Origin of the sequence: Desulfonatronovibrio magnus, assembly GCF_000934755.1 — a bacterium.
Lineage (GTDB): Bacteria > Desulfobacterota > Desulfovibrionia > Desulfovibrionales > Desulfonatronovibrionaceae > Desulfonatronovibrio > Desulfonatronovibrio magnus.
Genome location: NZ_JYNP01000005.1, coordinates 98,499 through 112,271 on the forward strand (window position 1 = coordinate 98,499; position 13,773 = coordinate 112,271).

The 13,773-nt window shown below is 45.1% G+C and carries 5 protein-coding genes; 3 read left to right on the forward strand and 2 right to left on the reverse strand.

All coding sequences use genetic code 11. The annotated features are described in order from the left end of the window. Positions 1–94 precede the first annotated feature (94 nt). Positions 95–2,023 (forward strand): RecQ family ATP-dependent DNA helicase, encoded by a 1,929-nt coding sequence (locus tag LZ23_RS00535; protein WP_198145866.1) that lies wholly within the window; start codon positions 95–97, stop codon positions 2,021–2,023. Positions 2,024–2,026: 3 nt separating this feature from the next. On the opposite strand, the gene LZ23_RS00540 is transcribed toward LZ23_RS00535, so the two are convergent. Together LZ23_RS00540 and LZ23_RS00545 are read right to left on the reverse strand one after the other, a co-directional pair. Continuing rightward, on the reverse strand, positions 2,027–4,459 hold the full coding sequence (locus LZ23_RS00540; protein ID WP_045210633.1) for a glycosyltransferase: 2,433 nt from the start codon (positions 4,457–4,459) through the stop codon (positions 2,027–2,029). 286 nt (positions 4,460–4,745) lie between these two features. Beyond that, a complete protein-coding gene (locus LZ23_RS00545) occupies positions 4,746–7,037 on the reverse strand; it encodes a GGDEF domain-containing protein (protein WP_052506993.1) in 2,292 nt (763 codons plus the stop codon). A gap of 437 nt (positions 7,038–7,474) precedes the next feature. Here LZ23_RS00545 and LZ23_RS00550 point away from each other — a divergent pair, with 437 nt between their 5' ends. Together LZ23_RS00550 and LZ23_RS22070 are read left to right on the forward strand one after the other, a co-directional pair. After that, positions 7,475–8,635 carry a multidrug effflux MFS transporter gene (locus tag LZ23_RS00550; protein ID WP_045210635.1) on the forward strand — a complete coding sequence of 387 codons (1,161 nt, stop codon included), beginning with the start codon at positions 7,475–7,477 and terminating at the stop codon, positions 8,633–8,635. 781 nt (positions 8,636–9,416) lie between these two features. Next, positions 9,417–13,724, forward strand: a complete 4,308-nt coding sequence (locus LZ23_RS22070; RefSeq protein WP_052506994.1) for a PAS domain S-box protein — start codon at positions 9,417–9,419, stop codon at positions 13,722–13,724. Positions 13,725–13,773 lie beyond the last annotated feature (49 nt).

Sequence of the window (13,773 nt, forward strand, 5' to 3'; positions counted from 1 at the left end):
GACTGTCCCTGGCTTCGGGACTGTCCCCAACTACTTTTCAAAAATCGCGTAATGCTCCCGTCAGAACTGCCAACAAAACCACACGAGCAATAATATGCTGAATCAAGCCCTTGAAAAGAATTTCGGATTTACCGGGTTCAAGCCGGGACAAAAACAGGTCATGGAAAAAATCATGCAGGGCAGGTCCTCACTGGCTGTGTTTCCAACCGGGGCCGGCAAGTCCCTGTGTTATCAGCTGCCTGCTGTTCTCCTGCCCCACATGACCCTGGTGGTATCGCCTCTGCTCAGTCTGATGAAGGATCAGGTTGATTTTCTGCAAAGCAAATCAATACCCGCTGCCAGGCTGGATTCCTCCCTTTCTTTTGATGATTACATGAACATACTTGGGCAGGCCAAAAGCGGCCAGCTCAAGATACTTATGATTGCTGTGGAAAGGTTTAAGAACGAGCGCTTCAGGCAGCATCTGAAACAGATGCGGGTATCGCTCATGGTGGTGGATGAGGCGCACTGCATATCAGAATGGGGTCATAATTTTCGCCCAGACTATCTTAAACTCCCTGTATACAGGCGGGAATTTAATATCCCCCAGGGGCTTCTTCTGACAGCAACAGCCACACCAAGGGTCATGCTGGATATGTGCGCCAGGTTTGACGTGGATAAAAGTGATGTTGTGGTTACTGGGTTTCACCGTCCCAATCTAATACTGAAGGTAGCTCCCACCCCGGAGGCTGACAAAGCAGATGTTCTGGTTCGGAGACTCCTTGAGTCCCGGGAAGCGCCGACTATTGTATATGTTACTCTGCAGAAAACAGCGGAGCAAGCGGCTGAGATTCTTGCTGATGCCGGAATTGAGGCCAGGGCTTATCATGCGGGTATGACCAATGAGCACAGAGAAGCCATTCAGAATGACTTCATGTCCGGCAAAGTCCATTGCGTGGTGGCCACCATTGCCTTTGGCATGGGGATTGATAAAAAGGATATCCGCAGGGTGATTCATTATGACCTGCCAAAGTCCATAGAAAATTACAGCCAGGAAATAGGGCGGGCCGGGCGCGATGGAAAAGAATCCCTGTGTCTGACACTGGCCAGTAAAGACAAAGTGAATGTTCTGGAAAATTTTGTGTACGGCGATATGCCGGAAAAGCAGGGCATTGCAAGGCTGCTGAGGATTATTGCTTCAAGTGAGGATGATGAGCTGCACTTAAGCCTTTATTCCCTGTCAGGTGAGTTGAATATCAGGCTTCTTCCGTTAAAAACTTTACTGGTATATCTGGAACTGGAAAAAATCCTTGAGTCCCGAGCATCCTATTATTCCCAGTATTCATTCCAGCCTGTAAAAGACCTTGAGGATATTTGCCGCAGTTTTCAGGGAGAAAGGCAGGAATTTGTGCGGATCATTTTCAGAAACAGTCAGGCCAAACGAACCTGGACTCATGCAGATATTGACGGGGCTGCAGCTGAGTCAGGCTCTCCAAGATCAAGGGTGGTGACAGCCCTGGAGTATTTTAATGAGCAGGGCTGGATAATGCTCAGGGCGTCAGGCACCATGGATGTTTTTCAGATCATAAACAGGAATTTTGATCAGCAGGAGCTGACTGAAAAGCTTTATGCCCTTTTCAAAAATAAGCAGGATCATGAAATCAACCGCATTCATCTTGTGTTGCGTTTTCTGCAAAGCTCTCCCTGTTTGAGCTTCAATCTGGCCAGATATTTTGGAGAGCAAATGCCTGAAGGGGCGTGTGGAAAGTGTTCAGCCTGCCGTGACGGAGGTCCTGCTGTACTTGAAGATACAAAGAAACTTGCTCCGCTGTCAGACCCAGAACATCAGGAACTGCTTGAAAGGTCTGTGAAATTTTTTGGCCGAAATGTTGAGCTTAGAAGTCTGACCAGGTTTTTGTGCGGGGTAAACTCGCCCTCACTGACAAAACTAAAGGCATCCAAGTCCGGGGATTTTGGACGGCTTCAGGATTATCCCTTTGCCTCTGTTCTGGAGTGGGTCAAGAAAGGTCTGGAAAGAAGGTAGCGCTTACGCACTCCTGGCGTACATTTCCCAGGTCTGGTCAAAAGCCTTTTCAAATGATCTTCCTTCCATATAAACTCTGGCCTGGTGGCCCATCTGTTTGAGTCTTGCAGGGTTATTAACCAGAGCATGAACCGCATCTTTCAGGGCCTGGCTGTCGTCAGCCTGGATGATGAGTCCTGTTTTGTTGTCCAGGATATTTTCCAGAGGTCCACCCTCATTGACCACAATGGCTGGAATACCAGAGGCCTGGGCTTCCAGAACTACATTGCCGAAAGTATCTGTGGTGCTGGGAAAGACAAACAGATCTGATGAAGCATAGGCCTGGGTCAGGTCTTCACCGCTTAAGTATCCAGTAAATGTGACTGGAAGATCTTTGAGTTTGTATTCCATCTCAAAACGATATGGTCCATCTCCGATAATGATGAGATGGATATCCCTTGATATTTTAGACAGTTCCACAAAGGCCTGTTCCAGTATGTGCAGGTTTTTCTCTTTTGATACCCGGCCTACATACAAAAGTTTTATCTTGTCTGTGATGCCAAAGTTTTTGTCAAAAAAACCATTGCGTTTTTTGGGGCTGAACCTGTTAATGTCAACACCCCTTGGATAGACCTTGAGTTTTTCCTGACGCACTCCTTTGGCCTGCAGTTCTCTAACAGTGCTTTTGGACGGAGCAAAAACTGTATCCAGTTGATTATAATACCAGACCATATATTTCCACATTACTGCCTCTAAGGCATAGTCTCCGGTTAAGTATCCGGTGTATTGAGGCAGGGAAGTGTGATATGTTCCGAAAATAGGCAGGTGAAGCAGTTTAGAAACAGCCAGAGCAGCCATGCCAATGGGGCCTGGGGTGGCTGTATGGATATGAGTGATTTTCTGATCAAAGCAAAAGTCGAGCATTTCCAGAAAAGGAGGATAGAAAAGCCTGATTTCAGGGTATTCAGGCAGTTCAAAAACTCCGATGGGATCAAAGTTTTTCACGTTGGGACGTTCAGGCATATATCTATGTTCCGGCTTGCATGTGATAATGGTCAGCTCTTTATCGGATCTTGAAGCAAGATCAGCCTGCTGCTGCAGAGTCAGAGCTACACCATTGACTTCATAAAAAGTATCAGTGAAGTGAGCCACTTTTATGTCTTTTTGAAGAAAGGTTATGTTTTTATTGTGGTTGTACTGGGTTAAAAACTCAGAACTCAATTTACGGTCATGGTTGAACATGGAGTATGAGACAAAGTAAGGGGCAAGCATGGAGTACAGACTTCCTGCAGATCCAAGGGTTTGAAAAGCGCTCATGAATCCTGAAGACGAGGCCTGCCTGAGAAGTTGTTCAGCACTGTGGGAGAGGACCTTGTTGGAAGCCTTGGATGCAAATCTAAACCATTTGGCCCCCATATGCTCATGAGGATTGACGCTGGAACGAACCATCTTTTTAATTTCCGGGTCAGTGCGTATCAGATGCTCAGTTTCGTGACTCAAAAGCTGATGCAGTTCTCTGTTGCCGTGACCCGGGCGAAATTTTCTTTTGGAATTGAGAAAAGTGATGAAAGAGTTGATCATACTCCTGGGACGAATCTGCCAGGGATGCAGGCTTTTATCCATGAATTGTAAAAAGCTGTCCCTTCCAATATATTTTTCCAGGTTAAATTTCTTTTTGCAGAATTGATATCCAATGGCGTATAAATTATGGGCAAGGGTTTTGGGGGTTGAGGCAGTACCCATGGCCTTTGCATGGCCATTATTTATACCTTCAAGGAATGTATCTTTAATGTGCGCTCCAGGGACTTCAGTGAACATACGCCCAATATTCAGTGAGCTGTGGTCATCTGATCCGCCAATAAAGCCTTTTTCCCAGGGACGGACAGACTTGGCCTTAAACCCGTGTTTGTTTTCAAGGTATTCAAAATCTTTGGGGCAGAGGTGGTTTAAAATGTACTCCAGGCCGGTATTCAGACTTGCATCTCTGGCTCCGTTGATCTCAAAGATCTTAAAAAGCAGTAAAAGCATTTCAAAGTTATCATAGTCAAGCTTGCCGTTTGTGGAAAACATGGGATGGGCAAGGCCGTGAACAATATTTTCCTGGAGCAGGTAGTTCACAAGTTCATGCACATTGGGCCGGACTTTCTGAATCTCCCTGTGCTGGGCCTCAGATATGTCATAGGCCAGGACATGGAGTTTGCACTTGTCTTCAGGAAGATAGGTTGTGATTTCTTCGCTGATAAAGGTGTCATCAAGGTTTGCGATTTCCAGGCAGGCATCTATGCAATTGTGATCTGTAATGGTCACCAGGTCCATGCCCTTTTCCTTGAGCCTGCTGTAAATAAACTCAGGCTCAGTATAGCTTTCAGAACAACCAAGTTTTTTCAAAATCCACTGAGCCGGTTTTGTGGAATATTTAGAATGTACATGCATATCCATCCGGGTGCAATCTTTCATGATATATCTCCTTACCTGGCAAGGTCCATTTCTTAAGTTAAAGCGTTAAGCTGCCCGTAACGGGAGCATTAAGCTTTTCTGAAAAGTTAATTGGGGACAGTCCCGAAGCCAGGAACAGTCCCTGTGCCAGGCCGTCACAATCGGGTTTTAACCCCAAAAAAGCTATGGCATACAACTCAAACTTAGAGTTTTTTTTGAAACGCGTAATGCTCCTGCTCGTAACTGTTTAGTCATTTCCTTAAGGAAAGCAGGGAACGAGTCAAACCCCCGTGCCACATGCAAAGGTCTAAACTGCTATAGCTGCCCCTTTTGGTAGAATTGCGCAGCCATCATCTGCAGGAAGCCTTCTGTTGCGGACAAAAACATTGCCCGGTCTTGATTTGGCCAGTTTTTTGGTGCCTGCAGCAAGCTTGCTGATCTGGTTGAGGGTCATGTTTTCAAAACAGTCCACAATGGCCAGAGAAATGGAGATCATGGGAAAGTTTTTGTCCTGGCCATCTCTGTTTTTGGCCTGGATATAACCTCTTTTACGGTCTTCTTCGGAATAAAAGCTTTTCCCCAGCCTTTGGAAACACCTGACAATGGCTTTACAGATCCGGTCAGCTTTGTCAGTGCTCGTGATTATGATAAAATCATCTCCGCCTACATGACCGATAAAGTCATCGCCCAGACCATGTCTTCTGGTGGCCCATGTCAATACTTTGGCCATAAACTGGATTATCTGGTCTCCATGTTTAAAACCGTAAACGTCATTGTAGGCTTTAAAGTTATCCAGATCAGCATAAATAATGCTGATTTTACGACCATTCTTCCCTATTCTCGACTCAACCGCGCTTTCAATATACGTATTGCCAGGCAATCCGGTTAGGGGGTTAACGCCTTTTGCAATTTCAACCTGAATTTTGGTCAGGGTGTCCAGCATTTTCTGGACCGATACAGTACCGAGGTATCTGCCCTGGTCAGTAACAATAATATTGTCAAAATATTTGTACTTATTTCTTTTAACAGCCATGTTGGCCACCTGTTCCACGAGTTCGTCGGCATCGACAATGAGCGGACTGGAGTCCATGAGGTTGGTAACATCACGACTATAGTAAAGGGCAACGCCATAAAAATTGCTGAGCTGCTGATCCAGGTGATGGCTCATAATCAGCCCCTCAGGTATTTCATTATCACAAACTACAATAGCTGAAATAGGATCATTGTCATCGCCTTCATCTTCGAAGTATGACTTTATACTGCTGATTTTAGTTTCTCTGGCAACAGCAACAGTTGTTTCAGTAAGTTCTCTGATTTTCATGCGCCCGAAAAATTTGGCATTGCTCAATGTTTCTTTGGGTATATACGCTTTAAAGTTAAAAGAAGGCGCAGGCTTTGGGAATTCTGGTCGAGCCAGGAAGAAACCCTGACCGCTATGAGCGCCCATGGCAACAAGCGCTTCCAGCTGGTTACGTGTTTCAATGCCCTCAGCTATCACTTTGGCGTCCATTTTCTCTGCAAAAGTGATAATGGCTTCCACTAGTGCTCTTTTGGCGGGGTTGCTGTCCACGCCTCGAGTCAGACTCATATCTATCTTGATGAAATCAGGCTTGATTTCGGCTACGGAAAACAGACCATTATATCCTGCACCCAGATCATCTACTGCAACCATGTAGCCCTGTTGTCGATAATGGTTAAGGGATTCGAAAAACAATGTGAAATTTCTTGTACTGTGCCTTTCTGTAATTTCAAAAACTACATTGTCCGGTGTAAGTCCGTTTTGTTCGAGCAGGCGCATGGTTTCACCTGTTTTGAAGTTGGGATCTACCAGGGTTTGGGGATGGATATTTAGAAATATTTTCTGATCACGCCCCAAAGGACCTATGGACTTAATAGCCTGTTCTCGACAGGTTCTTTCCAGCTGAAAAAGCATGCCAGTATCTTCGGCAAAATCAAAAAGGGCAAGGGGAGTATGAAACTGGCTGTTTTCAGGCCCTCTGGCCAGAGCCTCCCAGCCGATAATGTTATTGGTTCTAAAGTCCATAATGGGCTGATAAAGGGCTTTAATGCCTGGCAGCTCAATAATATTTCTAAGTTCCTGTAGAAGAGGAAGTTCATTTAATTCAAGCTTGCAGGCTGATGATTGTCGAGCCTGCATAGCAGCCTTATAGATACTTTCCTGGAATGTACTTCCATTATTGGTGATAAATGAGTAACCTGCTTTGAGGTCTGCCTTTTGTCCGGTCAGGGGAAAGAAGACTTTATTGACCTCTTCTCTGACCTGAGGCCGAATTTTCACCAGAAGGTTTACAACGGCTTGTGGATCAGGCTGGTCTGTTTCAAATATGATGATGTGGCTGGAGTTATCTAACGCCTTAATTTCACTGAAGCCTCTAAGCAGGCCCGAGCAAAGTTTATGAAGACAGGTGTTCGCTTTGTCCATTGCCTGCAAGGTTACGGCTGAGCCAAAAAAACTTTCAAAAAGATGAAAGTCGTTTATCTCAAAATAAAGCAGTGCCATTTTGCGCTGGACAAATAAATTTCTGGAAACATTGATATTATGGAGTGACTGGGCCTGGGTAGTACTTTGGTATTGCATTTTTTTTGAGCGCCATGGTTTAGTTGAAAGTCCGGCGTTCACTGCATGGGTGCTGTTAGTGAACGCCGAACAAGACTCAGGAGGCGTATACCTTTCTGTTTTCAGGAGGCACAGAAAAAGATAAGACGCTTGCCCGGCACCCTTAGCCGGACGAGTCTCTGATAATCAATAAATATGTAGCTCACGTGACGTAAATGTATCTTTTAGGTCACATATGGAAGGAAGTGGATATTTGGTAACGCATCAATATCAGGAAAAAATGAAACGGACTCAATACCGTATTTTTCTTTCCAATCCTTGACAATACATGAGTCTGGGTAGTGATTTGGTATTGCTTTTTTTTGAGCGCCATGGTTTAGTTGAAGCTCCTACTTTCACTGCATGGGGTTATTCTTATCAAGTTTCAAAATTCACTGAGTGTTCCCGGAAACAGGGCCATGAAAAAATGGGTTGCGCTTCTGGCTCTTCTCACGGCATTTCCTCCTCTTTCCACCAACATGTACCTGCCAGCCATGCCCGAGCTTGCTAATCAATGGCAGGAACCATTCTGGGTGATCAACCTGACCCTGGTTCTGTTTTTTCTTATTTTCAGCATTTTTCTGCTGGTCTATGGACCATTATCGGACCGATTTGGAAGAAGAGCTGTGCTGCAAGCGGGGATCTCGATTTTTATTCTGGCCAGTATAATGTGCGCTTTTTGCCAGAATGTGGTCAGCCTTATTATTGTCCGAATGATTCAGGCTGCCGGGGCCGCATCAGCGGCTGCTTTAGCTCTGGCTATTACCAAGGATGTGTTTGAGGATATTCAAAGAGAGAAGGTGCTTGCTTATATTGCCATGGTAGTGGCAATGTCTCCCATGGTAGGTCCGGTAATAGGCGGCTGGTCTCTGACATTATTTTCATGGCAAGCAATTTTTATCATTCTGGCAATCATGGGTTTAATCGGTCTTATGGGAGTCTGCAGAATGCCCGAGACCCTGCCTGTAGATGAAAGAACTGCCCGGGTTGAGCTTTTTTCAGGCTATCTCGCCTTGTTGCTCAACAAAAGGTATATTGCTCTGACCTCGTTGACCACCTGTAGCACAATTCCTTTATTTGCCTTTGTAGCAGCTTCGTCTGAGATATACATTTCCGAATATGGGCTAAGTCCCAAAGCTTATGGATATTTTTTCGGTTTTAATGCCCTGGCTTTAATGGCTGGTTCCTTTACATGCATCAGGATAGTAAAAAAGGTCATGTCCCGTAATATTTTGATTTTAGGGTTTATGGGAATCGCTCTTGGTGGAGTCTGGTTGTATTTTGGGAACAATGAAGGGCCCTGGGATCTTGCATTGCCAATGTCTGTCATGTCTTTTTCACTGGGACTGAGCCGACCCCCAAGTCATAATCTGGTGCTTAAGCAGGTTCAGAAAGGAACAGGAGCAGCATCATCCATGCTTATGTTTGCCATGATGACCACAGGAGCAGGGGGTATGTGGTTTATATCTCTTGGCTGGAGTGAAGTGACAAATGTGCTTGGTCTTATGGGTATGTGCTTTGCGAGTTTTGGTCTGGTCAGCTGGATTATGATCCTGAAGTTCTCATCAAGGCCATGGTAACAGCAATTGAAAGCAGATCATTGCTCTGAATGTCAAGCTAAGCAGGTAATGCAATGCATTAGCAGTAAATAGTTGTAAGCTTCTCACCTGGGGGCCCGGGATCGAGTCTGGGAGTAATTTTACGAGTCTGTCACTTTTCTGAAAATTGGGACAGTCCCCGCGAGGTACTATAAAAAGGATTGATGCTGCATTGGTTTCTGGAAGTAATTTGCTTTAATGATAAAATTTACACAGCGAGGGACAGTCCCTGTGCCAGGCGCAAAGCTCTCATCTTTGACGGAACTTTTCTGGTAATTGAGAATCAATCATATGTAAAAATCTTAAAATTGTGAAAACTATAACCGTCTGATTTTGTTGATAATTTGGTTTTAGTTACTTAGAAGCTTCTCACCTGGGGGCCCGGGATCGAGTCTGGGAGTAACTAAATATCAGCCTTAGCACGTTTGAGATTGCCGCGCTCGAAGACTCGCTCGCAATGACACCTGAGCTGTCAGGGATGTAGTTGCTGAAAACCTGTCACCCACGAGGGAGCCTAAGCGACCGAACTAATCTGTATGGTAAAGCCATAATGACTTGATTTTATTACTTATACGATTGTAGTTACTTGTAGGAAGAACACCATTCTGGAGTTTCTTCTTGACTTGAAATTATGCTTTGAGGTAAAAAATTAATCTTGGTCTTTTCTTTTTCTGTATAATGTTGTTAAAATTAATTCCCGACTAAAGTGATGGTTTTTTAGCTTTTACTTGCCTGTCCATGTCCTTTTATTCACAAGGTGCTTATGTCTTTGATAAATACAGAATATTTTCAGGACTTTGTGCTCTCATCCCCCATGGGGATGTTTATATTTTGTCCTGACTCCGGGCTTGAGGTGGTCAACAATGCTTTTTTGCAAATTCTTGGCTTTCAAAGCTTTGAGGAGCTTAAAAGCGTTGAGCAAGGTGACAAATTTTGGGAGAGCCTGCATAAAAAGGCTCAGGCCCAGGCATATGAGCATGATCAAACTGCCTGCCTGAAAAATCGCCATGGCCACGAAGTGTCCATGAAATTTCGTATCTGGCCTGCTCCTGAATTCAGTACTGATACACCCCACTATTATGGCCTGGTGATAAGCGCCTGGACTTCCAAGTCTACCTCCAGTGCATCAGGCAGTGACGCACTGGCTCATCTAAAAAATTCTGACATTGATTTACATGACAAATATCATGAACTGCGCCGGAAGGTGCAGAATTCATTAGTTCCAGTGAATCAGGAAGATATTTCCGATTTATCAATTGAAGATATTCAGCATGTCTTACAGGAACTACAGATCCATCAGGCTGAACTGGAAGCACAAAACCAGGAGCTGCGAGACGCCCAGGCAAAGTTGGAACAGGCCAGGTCAGATTATTTTGACCTTTTTGAAATGGCTCCTGTGGGCTACATTACTGTTAATGAGCATGGCATGATCCTTAAAGCCAACATCACAGGGGCAGCAATGCTGCAAATAGACAGACTTCGGATTAACAGTGCTTCGCTTGGTCGATTGATTCATCCAGAAGACAGAGATTCGTTTTTCAGAAACCTCAGAAAATTATTCAATACCGAGTCTAAAACAGAATTTGAAGTGCGGGTCGGCAGCAGGAAAGATTCGCCTTTATGGATCAATATTCAGGCAATGGTGCGCTACGAAGATCATGGGCCGGTAAGCAGAATGATTCTGGCAGATATATCCCAGAGAAAGCGCTTTGAAGAGATGCTCAGAACATCCCTTGAGCGTTACCAGATGATAGTGGAGACCGCCAATGAAGGCATTAGAATGCTCAATAAAGAAGGAGTTATTACATTTGTCAATAATAGCTTCTGCAGGATGATGGGATACAGTGAAGATGAACTCCTGGGCCTTTCAGCCTGGGATCTGATCCATTCTCAAGACCAGAAAAAGTTTTCCAGGATATGGCACAGGCGGGCAGCAGGCAAGTCAGGAAACTATGAACTGCGATTGATTCATAAAGATGGAAGCACCATATGGGTGCTGGTTTCATCAACTCCACGCTTTAATGAAAAAGGGGAGTTCACAGGTTCTTTTGCCATGTTGACGGATATTACCAACAGCAAAGTGGCATCCCTGGAAAATGAAAGATTCAAGAAGGCCTTAGACAGTAGTACTGATAGTTTTTTTATTATTGATCAACAGCAGATGAAGTTTGTTGATGCCAATGAACCTGCCTGGAAGTCTCTAAGCATGACCAGAGAGGAGCTTCTTGAGCTTGGCCCTCATGACATAAAACCCATGATCACCCGCAAAGAACTGGAGAGCATTTTTGATGATGTTGCCATGGATAAAGCCAGATTCAGGGTCATTGAGACGGTTCATAGAGGAAAGGATGGTCACGAATTCCCGACAGAAATCAGAATTCAATCCTTTACTCAGGATGATCGTAAAATGATGATTGCTGTAGCCAGGGACATCACAGAGTATAAGAAGAGTCGTCAGGCACTGAAGTATCGCCTTGAACTGCAGTCTTTGCTCATGGACATGTCCATGGTTTTTCTTGCTGTATCATCAAGTCAGCTTGATCAGGCTATTGATGAATCTCTGGCCAGGGTTGGCAGGTTTACCAAATCAGACAGGGTTTATATTTTCAGCTATGATTATGAAAAAAATCTGATGTCCAATACTCATGAATGGTGCGCTCCAGGCATAGAGCCACAGATTCATAACCTGCAGGAGCTACCTTTTGCTTTGTGTTTTGATAATGTTCAATTACATAAACAGGGTAATCATTTTTACTTGCCCAGGGTAGATGAAATGCCAGACAGCGACCCTTTCAAGGCACATTTGCAGGCTCAGGGAATCAAGTCAACCATATCCATACCCCTGATTGCCCCTGAAGGCTGCTATGGTTTTTTGGGAATGGACTCTGTAACTACACAAAGAGAGTGGAGTGATACTGAAGTAGATTTGTTCAATCTATTGGCTAAGTTGATGATTAATGCCCAGCAGCAGAAAAAATATGAGCAGGACCTTGAAAATGCCTTGAAAAAGGCTGAAGTAGCCACCCTTGCCAAGTCCGAGTTTCTGGCCAACATGAGCCACGAGATCAGAACCCCGATGAATGGGGTCATAGGCATGACTGATCTTTTGCTGGATACTGATCTTTCAGCAGAGCAGCGAAGGCTGGCCCAGGCAATACAGGCCAGTGGTGAGTCATTGCTGGGATTAATCAACGATATTCTTGATTTTTCCAAAATTGAGGCTGGAAGGCTGGAACTGGAAAGTATTGAGTTCAACCTGCACCATCTGCTGGAGGATATGGCTTCACTGACCGCTGTCAAAGCTCATGAAAAAGGTCTGGAAATTATTTGCATGCCAGATCCGGAAGTGCCCTGGGCGCTTAAGGGAGATCCTGGCCGCCTGCGACAGATATTGACCAATCTGGCCGGTAATGCAGTCAAGTTTACTGACAGAGGAGATGTGTTGATCACAGCCAGTCTTGAATCAGGCACAAGTGATGAGGCTGTCATCAGATTCAGTGTAAGAGATACTGGAATTGGTATTCCTGAAGAAAAGGTTGATCTGCTGTTTCACAAGTTCAGCCAGATTGACACGTCCACAACCCGTAAATTTGGCGGCACAGGTCTGGGGCTGGCCATATCAAGGCAATTGGCCGAACTGATGGGAGGAAGTATAGGTGTAAACAGCAGCCTGGGGCATGGATCTGAATTCTGGTTTACGGCCCGTTTTGCCAGATCTGAAAAGAGAGAAAGCACAGTATTTGCTTTACCAGGCGATTTAAGGGAGAAAAATATTCTGATTGTGGATGACAATCTGACTAATCTTGAAATTCTTAAAAAACAGCTCGAAGTCTGGGGGGCCAGGGTCAGACAGGCTCAAAGCGGTTCTGAAGCACTAAATGTATTGTCCAGTACATACCAGGGGGGAGATTCTTTTGCCATGGCTGTGCTTGATATGCAAATGCCGGAAATGGATGGTGAAGAACTGGGCAGAATAATGCTTAAAAGCCCCGAATATAAAGATATACCACTGGTCATGCTTACCTCCCTTGGGCGGCCTGGCGATGCAAAGCTCTTTGAAAAGGCCGGATTTCATGCCTACCTGAATAAGCCTGTTCGGCAAAGCGAACTTTTTGATATACTAATTGCGGTTCTCTCCAGCAGGGAAAAGAGAAGTGACAGCCCAATAATCACCAGGCACATGGTGCGGGAGATGAAAAGACAACAGGCTGACCTGGTAAGGCTAAAAGGGCACGTCCTGATTGTTGAAGACAATCCTGTAAATCAGCAGGTGGCTGCAGGTATTCTGAAAAAGCTGGGAATGACCGCTGATATTGCATCCAACGGCCTGGAAGCCTTGAAGTCTATTCAGAAGGTTAAGTATGATCTGGTGCTGATGGATGTGCAGATGCCTGAAATGGACGGTTTGGAGGCCACGAGAAGGATTAGAGGCACGGGGAATGATGAAGGTGGGACCGGGAATGATGAGGTTAATGCGGGTTTGAGCAGGGAAAAATTATGTAATCCTGACATTCCCATTATTGCCATGACTGCGGGCGCCATGCACCAGGACCGTGAGAAGTGTCTGCAGGCGGGCATGGATGACTATCTATCCAAGCCCATAAGCCCTGTAGAACTTGGCAAAGTTTTGCAAAGATGGCTTCAAAACAGTCTTGATGCCGAGTCTGAGTCAGATAGTGGTTGCGAAAACAGTGAGTTAAACATGGAGAGGGGCAGTCTTGCCAAAGAACTGCAGACTTTTGGGGTGGATGATCTGCTGGAAAGGGTGGACCATGATCTTGATTTTGCCACTGAAGTGCTGAACATATTTTTAGACAATGCTGTGGGATGTATCAAGTCTCTTGAAAGCTGCCTTGAGCAGGGCAATACAGAACAGGCTGCCCGGGAGGCTCATTCCATCAAGGGTAATTCTTCAAGCGTGGGCTGCTCTTGCCTGGCTGAAGCAGCAAGAATCATAGAGGTTGCCTGCACTTCGGGCAATACTTCTGATGTTGAAAAAATGTTGAATGAGCTTAAATGCCAATATGAAATATGCGCACAGCAAATCAAGTTATTTCTCAAGTCCAGGTGAGGTTGGCACAATTGCGATGTATAGACATTGGCCCCATGGATCAAATCTT

Coding starts and splice junctions, on each gene's coding strand:
- LZ23_RS00550 (WP_045210635.1), top strand. CDS start 7,475: ATGAAAAAATGGGTTGCGCTTCTGGCTCTTCTCACGGCATTTCCTCCT.
- LZ23_RS00535 (WP_198145866.1), top strand. CDS start 95: ATGCTGAATCAAGCCCTTGAAAAGAATTTCGGATTTACCGGGTTCAAG.
- LZ23_RS00545 (WP_052506993.1), bottom strand. CDS start 7,037: ATGCAATACCAAAGTACTACCCAGGCCCAGTCACTCCATAATATCAAT.
- LZ23_RS00540 (WP_045210633.1), bottom strand. CDS start 4,459: ATGAAAGATTGCACCCGGATGGATATGCATGTACATTCTAAATATTCC.
- LZ23_RS22070 (WP_052506994.1), top strand. CDS start 9,417: ATGTCTTTGATAAATACAGAATATTTTCAGGACTTTGTGCTCTCATCC.